Genomic DNA, 20,462 nt, shown 5'->3' on the forward strand with positions numbered 1-20,462 from the left:
GGGGGGTTCCCCCGGGGTGATGGCCTGCTGGATGACGTCGCCAGAGCCGCCCGGGACACTGGCCGGGCCGTTGTTGGTCAGGCCCATCTTGACCGAGCAGGACGGCCATGGCTGCCAGCCCCGCTGGTTGTAGAGCTTCGCGGCCGCCTCGTCCTGCGTGGCGGGCGACGCCTGGTACGGCCGGCCGGAGTACCCGAGCCCGTGCCAGGTCCGGTCGTCGAACTGGTAGGCACCGGAGAAGCCGTTGCCGGTGTTGATCGCGTAGTTGCCGCCGGACTCGCACTGGCGGAGCTTGGTGAAGTCATCGGCGGTGGCCGCGCCCGCCGGAGCCGCGGTGACCGCGAGGCCGCTGCCGACGATGGCCGTGACCGCGCCGGTGGTGCGCAGGATGCGACCGGCGGGCGATGGGGCCTGCGGTGCTCGATGTCTGCCGCCACGACGCCCAGAGGGCATGTTCGTCCAATCCCGTCGCCTGCGGGGTGAGCTGTCGGGTGCGGGCTGGGATGGCCCGGCCGGAGGATCCGACCCCGGGTGGCGAGTAGGAACCGCTCTCCACCATGGACCGGGATGCACCGGCTTTACCCCAAGGACGCTGCTTGCGGCGCCCGAAATGTGGGTCCCCCACTCCTGCCCGCTGCGGTTGATGTTCGTTCCGGCCGCTCGCACGGGGGCAGGACTCGGCGTCCGTCCGGGCGGCCTCGCCGACGAGGCGAGTGAGCGGCACTCTAGCGAGAACCGCTCATGGAGCGCAAACCGGGGTGGTCCGGAGTAACCAGTGAGGATCGCGCGAATCGTGCCACTTCCGTACAGGTTCCGCAGGTGGCTCGCTGGTCCTGCTGTTCCTCGCCGGCCTTGCCGAAGATCGGCTCTGCCGAAGATCGGCCCTGCCGGAGGCCGGTCAGGGTGTGGTCCGGGTGATGTTGGTGGTGGGTTGCACGGGCCAGCCCGTACGGGCCGTCAACCGGAGATCGTCCGGAGGCCGGTCGGGCCGGCCCGTCGTCGAGGTGAGATCCCCTGACCGGTGTCGCCGGGGTGGGATGTCCGGTTGCCGCGGCGGTCGTCCCCCGTCGCGGGAGCGGAGTGAAGAGATCAGCTGACGGAGCTGACGGAGTGAATGGATCAGCTGATGGAGCTGATGGAGCTGATGGAGAGGATCAGCTGAAGGTGGCCCGCCAGGTCGCCGGGCCGACGATGCCGTCGACGGCGAGTCCCTTGGCGGCCTGCAGGGCGCGGGCGACTGCGGCGGAGCGTGGTCCGTAACGGCCGTCGATCGTGATCGGATACCCCAGATGGTTGACGCGGGCCTGCCAGGCCCGCACGTCGTCGCGTACCTGCCTGGCCAGTGCGGTCGTCAGGTTACGGGTGAATACGGGGGTGCTCACGGAGATGGGGCTGACCGTCAGCTCACTGCGTTCCGCCGTGCGCGACGCCTGGCCCGAGGAGCTCGACGAGCCGCCCGCGAGCTGGTCGGCGCCCATCCCGCGGCCACAGGTCGGCCACTGGCCGAAGCCGGACCGCCGGGCGAGCTTGAGTGCGGCCTCGTCCTGGACAGCCCGGGGAGCCTGGTGCGGCAGACCGCTGTAGCCGAGGCCGTGCCAGGTGCTGGCGGAGAACTGGTAGGCGCCGTAGTACGCGTTGCCGGTGTTGATCGTGTAGTCACCGCCGGACTCGCACTGCCGCAGGCCCGTCCAGGTGGTGGCCGCACCGGCCGGCTGGCTGAGCGCGAAGGTGCCGCCCACCGCTGCCGCGAGTACGGGTGCGACCACGAGGGCCCGGGCCCGGCTGCGGGTACCGGCGCGGCATTGTCGGCCACTGATACGTGCGTCGGACATGTCTTGTGGTCCTTCCCCACGCCTGCGAGGTGAGCTGTCGGATTCGGGCTGGGAACTGCCCGGCCGTGCCAGGGATTCCCTGGAGACGGAAGCCGCACCGGAAACACCTTTCCGTGTGGTCGTCGCACATGGCTTCACCCCGAGAGCATCGAATCCTTTCGATACTCGGAGATGGGTCCCCCGTTCCTGCCGCCCGGTTCGAGAAATCGTCGGCCGGGGGCAGGATTCGGCGTGCCGCCCGACGAATGCCCGGCGTTGTTGCCGGGCACGGCGAAAACCATAACCACGCCGCCCGGCGAGTCGCCAAGCATTGAATAGGGTGCGTGAAAAAGAGCACACTCGGCGCGCCTGCTTGAGCAGGAACCGATGGCCTGGTATCGCGCGTGCGCGCCCGCTCATCAACCTGGCGGTACGACGTGCGGAGGCATTTGTGCTTGGCCGATCACCCTGTTTGCCGATGGGCGACGATGAGCGGAGAGTCCCGTATCAGGCCAGATGTGTGACATGTCAACAAAGGTGTGACGGCCCTGCTACGAGATCGACGCGAGTGATCGGCCTGATACTACGTTTCGTCCGTTGAAGCCTGTTTTTGTGAGAAAAACAACGGAAATCGGGCGGTAACTTGCAGTGTTGTGATTTTTGCACACGGCGGATTCGATCGAACACCGATTGTGAAAATTGCCTGTCGGGCCGCCACGGTGGACGAAGGGGTTCCGTGGGGCGGGGCGGTAGGTGAACGGTTACCGAAGGCCCGGTGCGTGTCCGCTAATGTGGCCGAAACCTGCTGGTCGCCAGCGGAAGCGGCGTTACGCGAGGAGCGGGGTCCCTCACCCGGTAAACAGTGGTCCCCCAGCCGTCGGAGCGACCGGGGAACCGTGGGGCCGGCATAGTACGGGAAATCGGCAGGTCGTGCATCGGACCGGGGCGGGTCGGATGTCCGCCGCGTGCCGGTCGTTCCGTCCGCCGGAAACGATGGAGAGTGTCGGGTCGAGGGGTCCGGAGAATGCCCTCGGACGAGCGGCGGCGGTTGCCCGGTTGCCCGTTTTCGCGGCCGGCGGCTATCTGTGCTCCTGCCCGCCTCCTGTCCGCCGGCCGGCGGTCCGGCCGGACGGTATCCGACGAACCGATCCCGCCAGCCGGCGTGCGCTCCTGGCCCAGACTATGCCCGTCCGAGGCTGGTGCCGGCGGAACGGAGGTCCTCACACGCCTGGGCGACGCGGGCCGCCATGCTGCTCTCCGCGAGCTTTCCGTAGGTACGCGGGTCGTATGCCTTCTTCACGCCGACCTCACCGTCCACCTTGAGAACGCCGTCATAGTTTTTGAACACGTGGTCCACGATGGGGCGGGTGAATGCGTACTGGGTGTCCGTGTCCACGTTCATCTTGACCACCCCGTAGTCGAGCGTCTCGCGGATTTCGGTGAGAGCCGACCCGCTACCGCCGTGAAAGACGAGGTTGAACGGCTTCGCGCCGGCTGGCAGCCCGAGCTTCCTGGCGACGTACTCCTGTCCTTCGTGCAGAATCGTCGGGCGTAGCTTGACGTTTCCGGGCTTGTACACACCGTGCACGTTGCCGAAGGTGGCGGCGAGCAGGTAGCGCCCCTTCGCGCCGGTGCCGAGCACCTCGGCCGTCCGCCACATGTCCTCCGGCGTCGTGTAGAGCTTCTCGTCGATCGCGCCGACGACGCCGTCCTCCTCGCCGCCGACGACCCCGATCTCGACCTCGAGAACGATCTTCGCGGCGGCGGCATCCGCGAGTAGTTCCTCGGCGATCTTGAGGTTCTCCTCAAGGGGGACCGCCGAGCCGTCCCACATGTGCGACTGGAAGAGCGGCTCGCGCCCCTGGGCCACCCGATCCTTCGAGATCGCGATCAGGGGACGGATGTAGGTGTCAAGCTTGTCGGCCGGGCAGTGGTCGGTGTGCAGAGCGATGTTGACCGGATACGCCTCCGCGACATGGTGGGCGAACTCGGCTAGTGCCTCCGCGCCGAGGACCATGTTCTTCACCGTCGAGCCGGACAGGTACTCGGCACCGCCGGTGGACACCTGCACGATGCCGTCACTGCCGGCTTCGGTGAAGCCCCGCAGCGCGGCGTTCAGGGACTGCGACGAGGTCACGTTGATCGCGGGGTAGGCGAAGGACTGGGCCTTCGCCCGGTCGAGCATCTCGGCATATACGTCTGGCGTGGCGATGGGCATCGGTGGGGCTCCTTACGAACCTGTAGGGGCGCCGATCAGCCCTGCACCCGCGGTGCAGGGCAGCCGGATCGGGCCGAAGCCCGCCGTGGACTCCTGATGGGCGAAGGGTATGACGCCTTGCCCCGTCCCGGGGTCGGATGCGGCTGACGTCGCCGACGCGGTGCCGGGCCGCGCGCCGGGCGCGGGGCGGGTGCCGACCAAGGGTCGGCACACTGGTCGAGTGGATGTCGGCAGCCTGTCCGGGATGACGCTGTACGTCGTCCTCTTCGCGGTCATCTTCGTCGAGAGCGGGATCCTGATCGGGTTCTGGCTTCCGGGTGACACCATTCTCTTCGCGGCCGGGCTGATGGCGGCGGACGCGGCGTCGAACGTGTCCGTCGCGGTCCTCTCGATCGGGGTCGCGGCGGCGGCCACCGTCGGGGCGGTGGCGGGCTACTACACCGGGCATCGCCTCGGCCGGCCGTACCTGGAGCGCAGGTACGGCACGGTGCTGGCCCGTACGGAGGAATTCTACCGACGGTTCGGGCCGCTCACCCTGGTCGCGGCCCGCTTCGTGCCGTGGGCGAGGACGTTCGCGCCGGTACTCGCCGGGGCCGTGGCGATGTCATGGTCCCGCTTTCTGATCGCGGTCATGCTCGGATCGCTCGTCTGGGGGACCGGATTGATCCTTCTGGGCTATACGGCGGCCGCCATTCCTGGGCTGCGGGATGCGGCGGTGTGGATCGCGCTCGTCGTGATCGCCATCTCCGTCATCGCCGGGATCGCCGGTGAGCTGCTGCGTCGGCGATCGGGCCGGCTCCCCGACCAGGGGCCGCGGTAGTCCGTGTCGGGCGAGGAGCGCCGAGGGTCGGGCGAGGAGCGTAGGGATGTTGTCCGTTAGTGCCCCGCGGCGCCGGATCCCGTCGGGAGATCCGTGGACCGGTAGTCTCCACGACGTTACGACCAGATCACATTGGACGATCAATTCCCTTTCCTATGGCAATTTCTGGCTATGGCCGGCTAACCTTGATCGATCCAGGTACGCGGTCGGGGGGGTCCGACCACCGAAGGATTCGATGCTTCGACACCACAGGCGGCACTATGCGGAACGGCGTCGCGCCGGCCCCGTCCTCTGCACCGCGGCAGGGGCCTTGACCGCGGTTCTGGCGGTCGTGCTGCTCGCGGGTGGTCATTCGGGACCGCGTGACGGTGACCACGTGGCCGGCCGCGTCGGCGCGCAGCCGGGTCGGGGCGTGGTCGGGGTCCCTCCCACGTCGATCGCGGATCGGATCGCGGATCGGGGTGCGCCGACCGGGCCCGGGGCCGAGCCGCAACCCGCCGCTCGCCCGGCCGGTCCGGATCAGCTGCCCGCTGCGCGGGCGTCGGCTCTGGCCCTGGCCGCGCCGGTGACGGCTCCGTCCGCGTCGGCCCCGGCGCCGGCTGTTATCTCGCCGCGCCCGCCGTACCTGCCGGCCTCCTGGACGAGCCTGGTCGGTCAGGTCGTGACCTCGACCAACCTCGAGCGCCGGGCGGCCGGTTGCCCTCCGTTGATCGTCGACTTACGGTTGGCCGCCGCGGCCCAGGCACACAGCGTCGACATGGCCACGGCCGGCTATTTCGGCCACGACAGCCCGGACAGTCGCTCGCCCTTCGACCGGATCGCCGCCGCCGGCTTCTCCTTCTCCATCGCCGCCGAGAACATCGCCGCCGGTCAGCGCACCGTGGCCGAGGTGATGCGCGGATGGATGAACAGCCCGGACCACCGATCGAACATCCTCACCTGTTCGTTGACCCGGATCGGCGTGGGCTACGCGACGGGCGGCAGGTACGGCACCTACTGGACCCAGGACTTCGGGACGCCGTGAGGCCCGGCCCACTTGCCGGGCGCGACCGGTCCGTGGCATCCCGCGAGGTGCACCCGACCTCGATCCTCCCGACTCGCGGGGATGTCCCGGTCCTGATCAGTAGTCGATCCCGTAGGGTCGGGTCATCGTCGCCGACGGCAGCGAGCACGGCAACGAGCGTGGTAAAGCCCGCGGACCCAGCCGGTGGACGGGCTGGCGGGCCGCGCGGCAGCGCCGTCGGCGAGGGTGATCCTGGCAGGAGGAGTGACCTTGGTTCGGGCGGTGGTCACCGGCGCGGCCGGCTTCCTCGGCGGAGCGCTGGCCCACGCGCTGCGGCGGCGCGGTGACGACGTTGTCGCCATCGACATCCGGCGCGCGCCGGGTGTCATGCAGGCCGACGTCAGCCGTCCCGGTGAGTGGGAGAAAGCCCTTTACGGCACGGAGCTGGTGATCCATGCCGACGCCATCGGGACCGGTGGCGTCGCGGAACTGACCCCGGTGCGTCCCGGCCGAGCCGGAGCGCCGGTACGGGTGCCCGACGCCGAGATCCGGCGGGTGACCCTCGGCGCCGCGGCGGCGTTGCTCGACGCCGCGGGTCGGGCCGGGGTCGACCGCTTCATCCATCTTTCCTGCGTGGACGTGCTTGCCCGGACGAGTGGCCCGGTCCCCGGCGGGACCGGGGACCGGGGGCCCGCGCGAGCCGTCGGCCGACCACTGGACGAGACCACGCCGATCGGGCTGACTGGCGACGTCCGCGCCGACGCCATGGCCGCCGCGGAACAGGCGGTCGGGTCGGCCGCTGCGCACGGACTCGGCGCGACCGTCCTGCGGATCGGGGACGCCTACGGTCCCCGGGCTGGTCGCTGGACCCTCTGGCCGGTGCTGCTGATGCGGGCCGGGCGGTTCGTCCTCGTCGACGGCGGCCGGGGTGTGCTCAGCCCCGTGCATGTCGACGACGTGGTCACGGCGGTGACCACCGTCGCCGGTGCGGACCGGTCGGCGGTCGCCGGTGAGGTGCTGCACGTGACCGGGGGGGAGTCGGTGTCCGCCGCCGACTTCTTCACCTTTTACTGTCAGATGCTCGCGATCGCGGCGCCCCGCTCCGTACCGGCCAGGATCTTCGAAGCGGTCGACGCGATTGATCGTGTCTGTTCGTTCGCGGAGGGTTACCGGAGGCGAGGCGCGGACGGTTCCGCGGCCGAGACGCCACCCCTCCCCACCCACCCGGTCCCGGCGGTCTCGACGACCTCGGTACGGCCAGCGGGCTCAGCCGTTCCGGCCGCCCCGGCCGTTCCGATGAACTCGGCGATCCCGTCGCGGCGGGCACCGGGCCTGGTCCGCGGTGTCGGTGCCCGTCTGGTGGCCGGAGTCGATCCCCGCGCCCGGGTGGACCTCGGTCCGCTCACCGTGCGCACCCTGACCCGCGACGCGGGCCTCTCCATCGAGAAGATCCGGGCCCGGACGGGATGGTCGCCGGTCGTGCGGCTGCCCGAGGGCATGAACCGCACCGAGTCCTGGCTCCGGGAACGGGGTCTGCTCGGGGTCCGGGAGCCATCCCGTCGTGGGTGATGGCCCTACACTCACCACCTCCCGACTACTCGCACTCCCGCTCACCATTTGGAACGCGGGATACGTCGCCGAGGAGCTCGCGCCTTCGCTGGCGTTCACGGTCATCACCCCGCGATCAGGCGCGCGTGGCGCTCCCGGTGACGGATCCGGCCCCTTCGGCGGAATCGTCGGGACCGATCCTGCCGCGGGGGCGCCCGATCCCGACGATCCGGCGGGGGCGCTGCGGCGCGAACTGCGCCGTCGGGCGAGCGCCGGCCACACGGTCCTGACCTGGGTGCTGCGTCGCCATCCGGGTCGCCACCCGGGTCGCCATCCAGGATCGGCGGCGGTGGGCCTGCTCGCGGCGGAGGCCCACGGCCGGCGGGTGGTGGTCGAGGTGTCGATCGTGCTCGGATGCCGGCGCAGCGGCTACGCCACCGAGGCGATCCGCGCGGTCGCGGGATGGTTCGAATACCGCGGCGCTCTGGTGGAGACGCGGATCCGGCGCGGGGACAGCGTGGGGAAGCGTCTCGCGCAGGCGACCTCGTTCGTGCCCACCGGTGTGCTGATCGCCGATTGGTGGCGGATCTGGCTGCGTCCGCCGCCAAGTTGACCATTGAGGTTTGTCACGCAACGTCATTGGGCGCCGGGCTTCGTCCGGGCCTGGCGCCGCGGGTCACCGCCGACCGCTCCGGTACCGTCCGGATCTGGCCGTCATCCGGCCCGAACGGGCAGAACCCATGTCCAGCCGCCTTTCGCGGCGCGGCAGAAGGTCATTGTGACGGTACCGTTACCATGCTGTGTTGTCGGCTGGGTGACAGCTCCCGGCTCATTCTTTCGTCGTCACGAGGAGAGTGGTGAACACGCCGCGGAGACAGCCCCCTGTTCAGACTGTGATGCCCTGGGGCACCATGTAAGGCGATGTCGCGACCAATGGCCGACGGGCCGAAGCTGGGCGGGGCGTCCGTGGGGGTCCGTGGGAGGGCCGTCGCGTGCCCGGGGAGGGGAGCCCGAACGGTCCGGCGCCACCTGCGCCTGGGAGGTCAGCACCATGAGTGTGGATACCCCTCGGGGGACACCGGCCGGAGTCCGGCCGAGCGAGGTCACGTACGACCATCTGATCATTCCGCCGCACTGGCGTCGGCCGAAGGAGTCGGCGCCGGGGACGCTCAACCCTCTGTTCCCCTCCGAGGGAGGCCTCCGCTCCGAGCCGGCTGCGGCCGGCTCGACGTCGCCGATTAACCCGACAACCGGTCCGCTGACGGGTCCGCTGCTGGTCGGCACCACGGCGCGTGCCTTCGCGAAACTCGACGACCTGATCCGTCTCAGTGCCGAGGACCGTGCCGTCGTCGCGGCTCGCCGCGACGAGGCGGAGCGGGCGCTGCGCGCGATCTTCCCGCCCCGTTGCGCGCTGCCGCTGGTCGGGGTCGCCACGATCGGCTCGGCGGGGCGGGACACCATGATCCGTCCGCTCGACGAGGTCGACATCTTCGCGGTCTTCTCGGCGGCCAACAGCGCCTGGAAGCGTTTCCGCTGGGACTCCCGCGACCTGCTGCTCTGTGTACGCAACGCCATCGGCGGAGATCGGATCCAGACGATCGGCAGCCGCGGCCAGGCGCTGCGCATCGTCTACGACGCCCCCCCGGACGTCCATCTGGTGCCGGCCTTCGATCATCCGCGTGCCGGGTACGTCATACCCGACCGGGTCGGTGGCTGGCTGCCGACCCGGCCGGAGCGGCACACGAGCTGGGCGGCGGACCTCGGCCCCCGGGTGATCTCGGCGGTCCGCCTGCTCAAGGCGTGGAACCGGGTGCGCGGCAGCCACCTGCGCTCCTTCCATATCGAGGCGCTCGCCGGGCAGGTCCTCGCCGGTCGCGGGCTCAACACCCGGCAGGGGCTCGCCGAGGTCTTCCGGCACCTGGACGACGTCCGCCTCACCGTGGCCGACCCGGCCGGCGTCGGCGGGGACCTGTCGTCGTACCTGCGCGCCGAGGACATCGAGGCGTTGGCCGAGAGTGTCCGGCTCGCCCGGATCTACTCGGCGAAGGCGGTGGATGCGGAACAGGCCGACGATCACGAGGAGGCCGTGAACCTGTGGGGTTCCCTCTTCGGACCGGAGTTCCCCACGTTCGGCTGAGGGCGGGCCGGTAGCGCGCTTCGTTTACCCGGCGCCCCGGCTCATCCAGCGCCCCGGCTCATCCAGCGGTCCGGTACGGCGTGGCGCCGACCGATCCGGGATCGCTCGGCCTGCGCGGCGGCGAGCGAGACCGCCTCGTCGGCGTCGCGCAGGCCGGCGCGCACCGTCACCGGGCCGCCGGTGGTATCGAGGTGCACGTCGGCCAGCCGTAGCAGTCTGGCCAGCGGGTTCTGCACGATCCGGATGCTCTGCACCTTGCCGTGAGGGATGAGATCGGTGTGCCGCCGGACGATTCCCCGGTGTACGACGAAGACCGTGTCGTCCGCTCCGCAGGACAGCCGCCGCCAGTGGAGCGGGGCGAGCCAGGCGGCCCGGCGTGGCGGCCGGGTCATCGCCACCGCGGCGACGTCCACTCTGGGCAGCAGCCGGCCGATCAGGGCCAGCGCATCCGCCCGGCGGGCCACCGGTAGCAGCACGGAGGGCCCGCCGCCAGCCACGTTCATCCGGACCGTCACCCAGCCCGACCAGCGCCACAGCGCCGGTTCGCCGATGCTGATCGCCTGGACCCGTCCCGGCGGGACCGTGGCGTGGGTGCGGTTGAGCAGACCGCTGATGATGCGCAGCCCGTCGGGTGACTCGGAGACGGTGTAGGGGTAGCCGGCCGCGAACCGGCGAAACGTCGTGTGCCAGAGGCTGCCGAGCATCGGAACGGCGCCGAGGGCGCCGGTGAGGGTACCGGTCAGCAGGGCGGGCGTGGCGATCGCGGCCGCGCCGAACAGCGCCACCCACGGCGCGGGGGACAGCGCGATCGCGGCCACCAGCCGCCGTGGTGGCACCTCGGCGAGTGGGCGCTGCGGTGCCTCGCCTACGTCCGGCGCGAATCCCGCGGCGGTGGCCAGCAGCTCGGCCCGCAGCCGCTGGGCGTGACCCACCGACAGGTACCGCAGGTCGGACCCGGAGTCGGTGTCCAGTTCGGAGCGTTCCCTGCCGGCGAGATCGAGCCGGAGGATGGCGAGCCCCGCGGCTCGGGCGAGAAGCGGTTGGACGATGTCCACCGACTGTAACCGATCCAGCCGGACATGGCGGGTCCGTCGGACCAAAAGCCCGGTATCGAGCCGAAGATTGTCGCGTTCGACCCGGTAGCGGGTGAACCGCCAGGCGCAGTATCCGTAGATGCCGGCGGCGGGGATCAGGAAGATCAGGGTGAGCCCGATGATGCGGGGCGTGGCGTCGTCGGCGAGGTTCCTGCCGACCGTCGCCACGAACGCCGCGACGATCACCCAGCCGCGCAGGAACGGGGTGAGCGGATGCAGCCGGTGAAACCCGTCCTGGCCGGGGCGTGTCGCCCGAGCCGGCGCTTCGCCGGTGGTGGACCCCCGCTCGATTGTCACAGCCCGGCCGACCGGGCTTCACCGCGTTCGGTGAGCGCGTCACGTAGCCGTGCGGCCTCGTCCGGGGCCAGGCCGGGGATGACGGCATCGCTGTCCGCGGCCGCGGTGTGCAGCTGCACCTTGGCGATGCCGAAACGGCGTGCCAGCGGCCCGGCGGTGACGTCGACGAGCTGCATCCGGCCGTACGGCACCACGATCAGGCGACGCGTCAGCACCCCGCGGCTGATCAGGAGATCGTCCTCCCGCTCGGCGTAGCGCCAGGCCTGCCAGCGGAGGCCGATCGAGCGCCAGAGCCAGCCCGTCACGAGAACCGGCGCCACCGTGATCAGTATCCAGGGCCAGCCGCCGAACGCCGCCGTGATCAGCAGGGTGAGCGCCACCACCGGGACGGCTCCCACGATCAGGAGCGCCCGTCGAAGCCGCCGTAGGTCCGGTGGCAGGACCCGCCACTGCGCGGGATCCGGCAGAAGAGCGTCGTGCATTCCGCAACAATAAGTCGCACATCCGATACGTCCGGCCCGAATCGGCCGAGGAACCGGCGGCGCGCCGTCCCCACGATGGTCCTCGCCCGGTCTGCGGCGATTCGCCGGGAGGCCTGTCAGAGGGACTTGACGGTGGCGGCCTTGACCGTCAGACCCGAGCGGTCCGGCGCGGCGTCGACGAGCACCTCGTCGCCGTCCCGGATCTGCCCGCCGAGCAGTTCCCTGGCGAGCTGGTCGCCGATCGCCGTCTGGACCAGCCGCCGCAGCGGGCGGGCCCCGAACACCGGATCGTAGCCGACGTCGGAGAGCCATCCCTTGGCGGCGTCGGTGGTGTTGAGGGTGATCCTCCGGTCGAGCAGCCGGGCCCGCAGCCGATCGAGCTGGAGATCGACGATGCGGGCCAGCTCGTCCCGGCCCAGCTGGTCGAAGACGAGGACGTCGTCGAGGCGGTTGAGGAACTCCGGCTTGAAGGCGTCGCGCACGGCGACCATCACCGACTCGCGGCGCACCTGCGGGCTGAGCGTGGGGTCCGCGATGAACTGCGACCCGAGGTTCGAGGTCAGGATGAGGATCGTGTTGCGGAAGTCCACCGTGCGGCCCTGGCCGTCGGTGAGCCGCCCGTCGTCGAGAACCTGCAGCAGGACGTCGAAGACGTCCGGATGGGCCTTCTCGACCTCGTCCAGCAGGATGACACTGTACGGCCGGCGGCGGATCGCCTCGGTGAGCTGACCGCCGGACTCGAACCCGATGTACCCGGGCGGGGCGCCGATCAGGCGGGCCACCGAGTGCTTCTCGGCGTACTCGCTCATGTCGATGCGCACGATCGCCCGCTCGTCGTCGAAGAGGAAGTCGGCGAGCGCCTTCGCGAGCTCGGTCTTCCCGACCCCGGTGGGCCCGAGGAAGAGGAAGGAGCCGGTCGGCCGGTCCGGGTCGGCGATCCCGGCCCTGGCCCGGCGGACCGCGTCGGAGACGGCCCGCACCGCGTCGTCCTGGCCGATGACCCGCGCGTGCAGTGCGGACTCCATGCGCAGCAGCTTCGCCGTCTCGCCTTCGAGGAGGCGACCGGCCGGGATCCCGGTCCAGGCGGCGACGACCTCGGCGACATCGTCCGGGCCGACTTCCTCGTTGAGCATCGCCCCACCGGGGGAGTCCGCGCCGGCCAGCGCGCCGGTCGCCGCCGACAGCCGCTTCTCCAACGTCGGGATGGTGCCGTACCGCAGCTCCCCGGCCTTGGCGAGGTCGAGGTCGCGCTCGGCGAGCTCCGCGGCGCGCCGCGCGTTCTCCAGCTCCTCCTTGATCTTCTGAACTTCGGAGATCGAGTCCTTCTCCCGGTGCCAGCGGGCCGTCAGGCTCGACAGCTCCTCACGCCGGTCGGCGAGCTCGCGCTGCAGGCGCCCCCGCCGCTCGCGGGAGGCCTCGTCGTTCTCCTTGGACAGCGCCATGTCCTCGATCTCCAGGCGGCGCACGGCGCGCTCGAGTTCGTCGATCGCCACCGGCCGGCTGTCGATCTCCATGCGGAGCCGGGACGCGGCCTCGTCGACCAGGTCGATCGCCTTGTCCGGCAGGAAGCGTGCGGTGACGTAGCGGTCGGACAGGGTGGCCGCGGCGACCAGCGCGGTGTCGGTGATGCGCACGCCGTGGTGCACCTCGTAGCGTTCCTTGAGCCCGCGCAGGATGCCGATGGTGTCCTCGACCGTCGGCTCGCCGACGAGGACCGGCTGGAAGCGACGTTCCAGCGCCGGGTCCTTCTCGATCCGGGTGCGGTACTCCTCCAGGGTGGTGGCGCCGATCATGCGCAGCTCGCCGCGGGCGAGCATCGGTTTGAGCATGTTGCCGGCGTCCATCGCTCCTTCGGCCGCGCCGGCGCCGACGACGGTGTGCAGCTCGTCGATGAAGGTGATGATCTGACCCTCGGCCTCGCGGATCTCGTTGAGGACGGAGGTCAGCCGCTCCTCGAACTCGCCGCGCAGCTTGGAGCCAGCAACCATCGAACCGAGGTCGAGCGAGACGATGCGCCGGCCGCGCAGCGACTCGGGCACGTCACCCGCGACGACCCGCAGCGCGAGCCCTTCGACGATGGCCGTCTTGCCGACCCCGGGCTCGCCGATGAGGACCGGGTTGTTCTTCGTCCGCCGCGACAGCACCTGGATGACGCGGCGGATCTCGGCGTCGCGGCCGATCACCGGGTCCAGCTTGCCCTGCTGCGCACGCTCGGTGAGGTCGATGGAGTACTTCTCCAACGCGCGGTAGGAGCCCTCCTGGTCCCGGGTGGTCACCCGCCGGGCGCCGCCGCGCACCTTCTCGAAGGCGCCGCGCAGCGCGTCGGGGGTGGCGCCGGCGGAGGTAAGGATCCGCCTGGCCTCGCCCCCCTCCTCGGCGAGCGCCACGACCAGATGCTCGACCGAGGTGTACTCGTCACCCAGCTGACCGGCCTGCCGCTCGGCGTTGTTCAGCACCGCGATGAGCTGGCGGGACAGCTGCGGCGGGGACACGCTCATGCCCGTCGCGCGGGGCAGCCGCGTCACTGCGGCCTCGGCTCGGGAGCGCACCGTGTCGACCGAGGTGCCCGCGGACGCCAGCAGCGCCGCGCCGACCCCGTCAGACGCTTCGAGCAGTGCGGTGAGCAGGTGGAGGGGGTCGACGAGGGGTGACCCGTCGGCGGTGGCTCGACTGATCGCTGCGGAGAGTGCCTCCTGCGACCGGGCGGTGAGGCGTTCAGCGTTCATGGCGGATCCCAGATGGTCGGACGGCGTGCACCGTCGCTTTTTCAACGCTCAGCATACCTGAGTCGTTCCCACTCAACCTTGCGGGCGCGCCGCGATGAACCCCCTGCATCCGTTTGCCGGCTCTGCCCGGCCGGTCAGCGGCGGGGCAGCGGCCGCCAGACCACGAGCGCGCCGCGATCCACCGGGACGAGGTCGCGCCGGTGACTGGCATGCGCCTCGGCCACCGCGCGGTCCGTGTCGGCGCGGGACCGGGCGAGCTCCTCGGTGAGCTGACGCACCTGCGCCTGCAGCGCCATCACCTGGGCGCTCAACCGGAGGATCTGCTTGATCCCCTCCAGGTTGACGCCTTCCTCCTGGGACAACCGCTGCACCTCGCGCAGCAACGCCACGTCCCGGGCGGAGTAACGCCGCCCCCGCCCGGCCGTGCGCCCGGGCGTGACCAGCCCGAGCCGGTCGTAGGACCGCAGGGTCTGGGGATGCATCCCGGCGAGCTGCGCGGCGATCGAGATGACGTAGACCGGTGCGTCCTCGTCGTGGGCCGGGCCCGGCAGCGGGCCGGCGGGGTAGTAGCCCTCCGGCCGAATCTCGGTGTCCGGCCGAACCTCAGCGGGGGACGCCGCCGGTCCTCTCTGGAGCTGCCGTTCCCCTGTTCGCCCTGCTCCCATCGCTCGCCCTGCTCCCGTCGCTCGCCCGCGCCGGGCGGGCGGCGGGTCGGATGTGCGGTTCGGCCGCCCGGTCATCCGCCTGCCCCCATCCGTTCCATCAACGGCGCCCGTGGGTCCTCGGGATGGGCCTGGGCGAACTCCAGCAACGCCGTACGTGCCCGTGGCGAGAGATCACTCGGCTTCGGCACCGTCACCTCGAGCGTGACGATGAGGTCCCCGTTCCCGCCCCCGGCTGTGGGGACACCCCGCCCGCGGGCCCGCAGGCGTCGACCGCTGGAGGTCCCCGCCGGTACCTTCATCGTGAGCGGAGCACCGTCCAGGGTCGGCACCCGTATCGATGCGCCGAGGGCGGCCTCGGTGATCGTCACGGGGAGAGTGATCGCCAGGTTGTTCCCCTCCCGCTCGAACACCGGATGGCGCAGCACGTGCACCGTCACCTCGAGATCACCGGCCGGTCCGCCCCGTTCGCCGGGTATGCCACGCCCCCGGACCCGCAGCCGCTGTCCGTCGCTCACCCCAGGTGGGATGCGGATGCGCTGCTCACGCTCACGCCGGCCGGTGCCCCGGCAGTCCGGGCAGGGATGGTCGATCAAGGTGCCCTTGCCCAGGCAGTCGCGGCAGGGCTCGGAGAGTGCGAAGCCACCCTGGGAGCGGGACACCACGCCCAGCCCACGGCAGGTCGGGCAGGTGCGCGGCGTCGTGCCGGGACGCGCCCCGCTGCCGGTGCAGGTGGTACAGGTCGCGGCCCCGGGAAGCCGGACCGACGCCTCCAGGCCGGTCAGCGACTTCTCGAAGGGGATCGTGACCTCGGCCTCGATGTCGGCACCCCGACGCGGGCCGCGTCCGGGTGCCGACCGCTGGAACAGGTTGTCGAAGATGCCGCCGAGGCCGCCGTTCGCCCCACCGAGAAGGTCGTCGAGGTTGAGGTTCGGCCCGCTGCCGTAGCCCGTGCCGGGTGCGCCGAACCCGCCGTAACCCCCGGCTCGGCCAGGCCCGCCGAAGCCGCCGCCGGGACGACCGCCGGCCGCGAACAGCGCCCGGGCCTCGTCGTACTCCCGTCGACGGCCCTCGTCCGAGAGAACGTCGTAGGCCTCGGAGACCTCCTTGAACCGCGCCTCGGCCTTGGCGTCCCCCGGGTTCTTGTCGGGGTGCAGCTCACGGGCCAGCCTGCGGTACGCCTTCTTGATGTCGGTCGCCGAGGCGTCCTTTGGAACGCCGAGAGCGGCGTAATAGTCCTTCTCGACCATGTCGCGAACACTCACGGCGCCCCTCCTTCCTTCACGATGTCATCCGCGCGAGGCGGTGGCCGGCCATGCCCGTCAGACCCCGGCTCGCGGACGGCCGGACGGACCTGGCTCCCCTCTTCAGCCGGTGTTCAGTCGGCGCTGACAGTGGGCCCGCCGTTGTCCGGCCCGGGCGCACTGCCCGTGTCATCGGGAACCGATGCCAGCCGATTCGGCGGGCCGCCTGCCTGGCCCGGGCCGCTCCCCGCCGCCTCGCCGGCCCCGGCGACGACCTCCGCCTCGACTGGCTGATCGACGGTCTCGTCCACCTCGCCCGACGGTTCCGCGACCGACACCTGCGCGGGCCGCAACACCTTGCCCGCGTGCAGGTAACCCGCCCGGAAGACGTCCATGCAAGTCGGCCCGCTCACGTCCGACCGATAGGAGTGCATCAGGGCCTCGTGGACCGACGGGTCGAACTCGTCGCCCTTCGCCCCGTATCGCTCCAGCCCGGTCGCCTCCAGGGCTGCCTCCAAGGCCTCCGCGATCGCCTTGAACGGGCCTTCCAGATCGCCGTGGTCACGAGCCCGGCCGATGTCGTCGAGGGTCGACAGCAGACTCGCCAGCAGCTTCGCCGTCGCCTGCTCGCCGATCTGCTGACGGTCCCGCTCGACCCGCCGACGGTAGTTGTCGAACTCGGCCTTCAGGCGCTGCAGGTCCGCGGTCCGCTCGGTGACCTGCTGGCGCAGTGACGCCACGAGCTCACCGTCACCCTCGCCCGCCGGGACTCCGGCGGGTGGAACCTCCGTGGCCGTCGGGCCGGGGGACGCAGCGGCCTCCGGCCGGACCTCGCCGCTCTCCGGATCGATCCGGCGCCGGTCCCGCACCACCACCGGGGGCTCTGCGGCCTCGTCCCGGCCGTCGGGCCGAGACGAACCCCACCAGTCCGCGGCCTGGCTTGAGGTCACTTCTTGTCCTCCTCATCCACGATTTCCGCGTCGACCACGTCGTCGTCGGCTGCTCCGGCGCCGCCGGAGGCACCCGCGCCCTCCTGGGCGGCCTGCGCGTACATGGCCTGGCCCATCGCCTGGCTAGCCGCGGCCAGCGCGTCGGCCGCCTCGCGGATCGCCGCCGTGTCGGTGCCGGCGACGGCGCCCCGCAGCGTGCCGAGCTTCTCCTCCACGTCGCTCTTCACCGCGGCGTCGATCTTTTCGCCGTTCTCGGCGAGGAACCGCTCGGTCGAGTAGACGAGCGTCTCGGCTTTGTTGCGGGTCTCGGCCTCCTCCCGGCGCCTGCGGTCCTCCTCGGCGTACTGCTCGGCGTCGCGGACCATGCGGTCGATGTCGTCCTTCGGCAGCGCCGAGCCACCGGTGATGGTCATCGACTGCTCCTTGCCGGTGCCCAGGTCCTTCGCGGACACGTGCACGATGCCGTTTGCGTCGATGTCGAAGGTGACCTCGATCTGGGGCATGCCCCGCGGGGCGGGCGGCAGGCCGGTCAGCTCGAACATGCCGAGCTTCTTGTTGTAGGCGGCCATCTCGCGCTCGCCCTGGAAGACCTGGATCTGCACGGAGGGCTGGCTGTCCTCGGCGGTGGTGAAGATCTCCGAGCGATTGGTGGGGATCGTGGTGTTGCGCTCGATGAGCTTGGTCATGATCCCCCCCTTCGTCTCGATGCCGAGCGAGAGTGGGGTGACGTCGAGGAGCAGGACGTCCTTGACCTCGCCCTTGAGCACGCCGGCCTGCAGCGAGGCGCCGACGGCGACGACCTCGTCCGGGTTGACGCCCTTGTTCGGCTCCTTGCCCCCGGTCAGCTCGCGGACCAGCTCGACGACGGCGGGCATCCGGGTGGAACCACCGACGAGGACGACGTGGTCGATGTCGCTGACCTTGATCCCCGCGTCCTTCACCGCCTGCTGGAAGGGGTGCCTGCAGCGGTCGATGAGGTCGGAGGTCATCCGCTGGAACTCGGCGCGCGACAGTGAGACGTCGAGGTGCAGGGGACCCTCGGCCGACGCGGTGATGTAGGGCAGGTTGATCGTGGTCTGGGTGGACTGCGAAAGCTCGATCTTCGCCTTCTCAGCGGCCTCCCGCAGCCGCTGCAGGGCCATCTTGTCCTTGCCGAGGTCGACCCCGTGCTGGCCGTTGAAAGTCTTGATCAGGTGGTCGGTGACGCGCTGATCCCAGTCGTCACCACCGAGGTGGGTGTCACCGGAGGTGGACTTCACCTCGACGACACCGTCGCCGATCTCCAGTAGGGAGACGTCGAAGGTACCGCCACCGAGGTCGAAGACCAGGATGGTCTGCTCCTTCTCGCCCTTGTCCAACCCGTAGGCGAGGGCCGCGGCGGTCGGCTCGTTGACGATCCGCAGGACGTTGAGCCCGGCGATCGTGCCCGCCTCGGTAGTGGCCTGACGCTGGGCGTCATCGAAGTACGCCGGGACGGTGATGACCGCGTCCGTGACCGTCTCACCGAGGTAGGACTCGGCGTCCCGCTTCAGCTTCTGCAGGATGAACGCGCTGATCTCCTGGGGCGTGAGATCCTTCGCGTCGACCGTCATCTTCCAGTCGGTGCCCATGTGGCGTTTGACCGACCGGATGGTGCGCTCGACGTTTGTCACCGCCTGACGCTTGGCGACCTCGCCGACCAGGACCTCGCCGTTCTTCGCGAAAGCCACGACCGACGGGGTCGTCCGGGAGCCCTCGGCGTTGGCGATCACCGTGGGTTCGCCGCCCTCGAGCACGCTCACGACGGAGTTCGTGGTGCCGAGGTCGATACCGACCGCTCGTGCCATGTCTGTGCGCCTTTCGATCATGTCGGTGGCGCCGATCAGGCGGGCGCACCGACCTCGTGGGGATGGAACCTGTCGGTGAACCGAGGTTTGAGGATCACTCCGGGAAGCCTCGGTTCCGCCAACGCTAAGCCAGGCTGGTGTGTTGAGTCGCTCTGACTCATGACGACGGCTCTTATCATAGCCTGACAGAGGTGATCCTAGCGCGCTCAACTTTTGTGCGGCCGGGAAATTCCCGCCAGCGCCGCCGGACGGGACCGGAAGGGGAGCTGGCGGGAAGAGCCTGCGGGGGAGCCGCGTGGAGTGGAGTGGAGTGGGAGAGCGTCAGCTTCCGGCGGGTGGCTGCGGGGCCGAGTCACCCGCGGCACCGTCGCCGGGCGCCTGGCCGGCGTCGGGGTCCGTCGTCTCCCGGGGCGGTCGAACGGCGGCCAGGATGCGCCCGCGGCGGGCTCCCGGGCGCGGCCGTCCGCCCGCGCGTGATCCGAGCCGGGGCGAGACGACCGGCCCCATGCCGGCAGCCGACGGACCGTCCGGCCCGGAGGCCGCGCCGCCGCCGTTCGCGGCCTCGTCAGTGCCCGCTCGGCCGGGAACCGTGAGCGGCATTCCGGTCCGGTTGATGAGGTCGGCCTGTCGGCCCAGGTCGGACTCGATCTGGGCGAGCCGGTCGAGCATCTCGGAAGCGTCCCCGTCGCGCTCACGGATCGTGCGCAGCGCGTCCATCAGGGTCAGCCACTGGTCCCGACCGACGGTGATCTGCTCGGCGAGGCGGTTGGCCGAGTAGGCCGGAAACAGCCGTTCCGTGGCGGCGGCGATCTGCTGGACCTCACCGGGGTTGAGCCGGCCGGGCTTGCGCCGGATGTAGTTGACGACGTCCTTGATGCTGATGATCGTCACTCCGTCGAGGGCGCCGTCGCTCCACAGGACGTTGGCCTCGACCATCACCAGGATCGGACTTACCGGGATCTTAAGCATCGGCAGTGCTGCGCGGATCTGGTTGCGGACCTCGCCACCCAACCAGGCGGTGCGGTCGATCGGGGGCTTGAGTGACTCTCCGTCACAGGTCGCCCCACCCTTCTTGTACCGCACGGTGCCCTTGTTGTTGTCGCTGCTGAGCACCATCACCCCGCCGGGCCCGACCAGGAGGTGACCGATGGTCGCCTCGGAGTAGGGGACGGCCCGGTCGTGCAGGATGACGTACCCTTGGCGGCGCAGCCGGGCGATGGCGCGGGCGGTCCTGCGCTCCGCCTCGGCCCCCTCGCGCAGCGACTCGACGTCGGGGGCGGTCCCGAACGAGGCGATCACGATCCCGGCCGGCCAGGCGATGAAGACCAGCAGGAACACGACGACCGCGACCGTGGGCAGCCCCAGGCCGAAGCCGATGACGAGGGCGAGAACGAGTCCCACCAGGGCCGAGCGCACCGCGGTGCGGGGTACCTCGCGGCTCAGCTTGTCCCGCCGCACGAGTGCCTGGTTCTCCCTGGCCCGGAGGTACTCCGTCTGCAGGGAGTGTCCAGGGCGGCCGACTCGGGTCATCGTCGGCCGGGTGATCGTCGCCATCGTGCCCACCATGTTCGCAGGGTTGTCGTTCGCGGAGTTGTCGTTCGCGGGGTCGTCAACGTCGGTAGGGCCCGTCCGCCGGGGCACGCC

At 70.8% G+C, this 20,462-nt stretch carries 16 protein-coding genes and 2 riboswitches; of the genes, 5 read left to right on the forward strand and 11 right to left on the reverse strand.

The window, feature by feature from the left end; translation table 11 throughout:
* The 3 genes from ACY5KJ_RS03275 to fbaA form a co-directional block, all read right to left on the reverse strand.
* A partial coding sequence (locus ACY5KJ_RS03275) for a transglycosylase family protein (RefSeq protein ID WP_462202762.1) occupies positions 1–453 on the reverse strand: 453 nt, incomplete at its 3' end.
* 2 nt (positions 454–455) lie between these two features.
* Positions 456–652: riboswitch (cyclic di-AMP (ydaO/yuaA leader) on the reverse strand.
* A gap of 502 nt (positions 653–1,154) precedes the next feature.
* Positions 1,155–1,832 carry a transglycosylase family protein gene (locus ACY5KJ_RS03280; RefSeq protein ID WP_462202763.1) on the reverse strand — a complete coding sequence of 226 codons (678 nt, stop codon included), beginning with the start codon at positions 1,830–1,832 and terminating at the stop codon, positions 1,155–1,157.
* Between the two features lie 6 nt (positions 1,833–1,838).
* Positions 1,839–2,074, reverse strand: a riboswitch (cyclic di-AMP (ydaO/yuaA leader).
* A gap of 917 nt (positions 2,075–2,991) precedes the next feature.
* On the reverse strand, positions 2,992–4,029 hold the full coding sequence (gene fbaA / locus ACY5KJ_RS03285) for a class II fructose-bisphosphate aldolase (RefSeq protein ID WP_462186401.1): 1,038 nt from the start codon (positions 4,027–4,029) through the stop codon (positions 2,992–2,994).
* A 109-nt stretch (positions 4,030–4,138) separates the two neighbouring features.
* On the opposite strand from fbaA, the gene ACY5KJ_RS03290 reads away from it, so the two are divergent.
* The 5 genes from ACY5KJ_RS03290 to ACY5KJ_RS03310 all read left to right on the forward strand — a co-directional run bounded on the left by ACY5KJ_RS03290 (position 4,139) and on the right by ACY5KJ_RS03310 (position 9,537).
* Complete coding sequence (locus ACY5KJ_RS03290) at positions 4,139–4,849, forward strand: DedA family protein (protein ID WP_462186400.1); 711 nt, start codon at positions 4,139–4,141, stop codon at positions 4,847–4,849.
* A gap of 310 nt (positions 4,850–5,159) precedes the next feature.
* Positions 5,160–5,873: a CAP domain-containing protein gene (locus tag ACY5KJ_RS03295; protein ID WP_462202764.1), complete on the forward strand. Its 714-nt coding sequence runs from the start codon at positions 5,160–5,162 to the stop codon at positions 5,871–5,873.
* Positions 5,874–6,122: 249 nt separating this feature from the next.
* Entirely contained in the window at positions 6,123–7,421 is a 1,299-nt protein-coding gene (locus ACY5KJ_RS03300) for an NAD-dependent epimerase/dehydratase family protein (RefSeq protein ID WP_462186398.1), read from the forward strand.
* Positions 7,414–8,013 carry a GNAT family N-acetyltransferase gene (locus ACY5KJ_RS03305; RefSeq protein ID WP_462186397.1) on the forward strand — a complete coding sequence of 200 codons (600 nt, stop codon included), beginning with the start codon at positions 7,414–7,416 and terminating at the stop codon, positions 8,011–8,013. Before ACY5KJ_RS03300 ends, ACY5KJ_RS03305 begins: the two co-directional genes overlap by 8 nt.
* A 438-nt stretch (positions 8,014–8,451) precedes the next feature.
* Positions 8,452–9,537, forward strand: a complete 1,086-nt coding sequence (locus tag ACY5KJ_RS03310; protein WP_462186396.1) for a nucleotidyltransferase domain-containing protein — start codon at positions 8,452–8,454, stop codon at positions 9,535–9,537.
* Between the two features lie 41 nt (positions 9,538–9,578).
* On the opposite strand, the gene ACY5KJ_RS03315 is transcribed toward ACY5KJ_RS03310, so the two are convergent.
* From ACY5KJ_RS03315 to ACY5KJ_RS03350, 8 genes are all read right to left on the reverse strand, one after another.
* Positions 9,579–10,928 (reverse strand): PH domain-containing protein, encoded by a 1,350-nt coding sequence (locus ACY5KJ_RS03315; protein WP_462202765.1) that lies wholly within the window; start codon positions 10,926–10,928, stop codon positions 9,579–9,581.
* Positions 10,925–11,410 carry a PH domain-containing protein gene (locus ACY5KJ_RS03320; protein WP_462186393.1) on the reverse strand — a complete coding sequence of 162 codons (486 nt, stop codon included), beginning with the start codon at positions 11,408–11,410 and terminating at the stop codon, positions 10,925–10,927. The genes ACY5KJ_RS03315 and ACY5KJ_RS03320 overlap by 4 nt, the downstream gene beginning before the upstream one ends.
* A gap of 116 nt (positions 11,411–11,526) precedes the next feature.
* Complete coding sequence (gene clpB / locus ACY5KJ_RS03325; RefSeq protein WP_462202766.1) at positions 11,527–14,136, reverse strand: ATP-dependent chaperone ClpB; 2,610 nt, start codon at positions 14,134–14,136, stop codon at positions 11,527–11,529.
* Positions 14,137–14,270: 134 nt separating this feature from the next.
* Positions 14,271–14,876 carry a heat shock protein transcriptional repressor HspR gene (locus tag ACY5KJ_RS03330; RefSeq protein ID WP_462186391.1) on the reverse strand — a complete coding sequence of 202 codons (606 nt, stop codon included), beginning with the start codon at positions 14,874–14,876 and terminating at the stop codon, positions 14,271–14,273.
* Entirely contained in the window at positions 14,873–16,063 is a 1,191-nt protein-coding gene (gene dnaJ, locus ACY5KJ_RS03335; RefSeq protein WP_462202767.1) for a molecular chaperone DnaJ, read from the reverse strand. The genes ACY5KJ_RS03330 and dnaJ overlap by 4 nt, the downstream gene beginning before the upstream one ends.
* Positions 16,064–16,176: 113 nt before the next feature.
* Positions 16,177–16,992 carry a nucleotide exchange factor GrpE gene (grpE, locus tag ACY5KJ_RS03340; protein WP_462186387.1) on the reverse strand — a complete coding sequence of 272 codons (816 nt, stop codon included), beginning with the start codon at positions 16,990–16,992 and terminating at the stop codon, positions 16,177–16,179.
* Positions 16,989–18,818 (reverse strand): molecular chaperone DnaK, encoded by a 1,830-nt coding sequence (gene dnaK, locus ACY5KJ_RS03345; protein WP_462202768.1) that lies wholly within the window; start codon positions 18,816–18,818, stop codon positions 16,989–16,991. Before dnaK ends, grpE begins: the two co-directional genes overlap by 4 nt.
* A 321-nt stretch (positions 18,819–19,139) precedes the next feature.
* Positions 19,140–20,372, reverse strand: coding sequence for a nuclease-related domain-containing protein (locus ACY5KJ_RS03350; RefSeq protein WP_462186411.1), 1,233 nt, complete (start codon positions 20,370–20,372; stop codon positions 19,140–19,142).
* Between the last annotated feature and the right edge of the window lie 90 nt (positions 20,373–20,462).

Source organism: Frankia sp. CcWB3, from assembly GCF_977927595.1.

Coding starts and splice junctions, on each gene's coding strand:
- clpB (WP_462202766.1), bottom strand. CDS start 14,136: ATGAACGCTGAACGCCTCACCGCCCGGTCGCAGGAGGCACTCTCCGCA.
- ACY5KJ_RS03280 (WP_462202763.1), bottom strand. CDS start 1,832: ATGTCCGACGCACGTATCAGTGGCCGACAATGCCGCGCCGGTACCCGC.
- ACY5KJ_RS03350 (WP_462186411.1), bottom strand. CDS start 20,372: ATGGCGACGATCACCCGGCCGACGATGACCCGAGTCGGCCGCCCTGGA.
- ACY5KJ_RS03290 (WP_462186400.1), top strand. CDS start 4,139: ATGACGCCTTGCCCCGTCCCGGGGTCGGATGCGGCTGACGTCGCCGAC.
- dnaK (WP_462202768.1), bottom strand. CDS start 18,818: ATGGCACGAGCGGTCGGTATCGACCTCGGCACCACGAACTCCGTCGTG.
- ACY5KJ_RS03310 (WP_462186396.1), top strand. CDS start 8,452: ATGAGTGTGGATACCCCTCGGGGGACACCGGCCGGAGTCCGGCCGAGC.
- ACY5KJ_RS03320 (WP_462186393.1), bottom strand. CDS start 11,410: ATGCACGACGCTCTTCTGCCGGATCCCGCGCAGTGGCGGGTCCTGCCA.
- fbaA (WP_462186401.1), bottom strand. CDS start 4,029: ATGCCCATCGCCACGCCAGACGTATATGCCGAGATGCTCGACCGGGCG.
- ACY5KJ_RS03330 (WP_462186391.1), bottom strand. CDS start 14,876: ATGACCGGGCGGCCGAACCGCACATCCGACCCGCCGCCCGCCCGGCGC.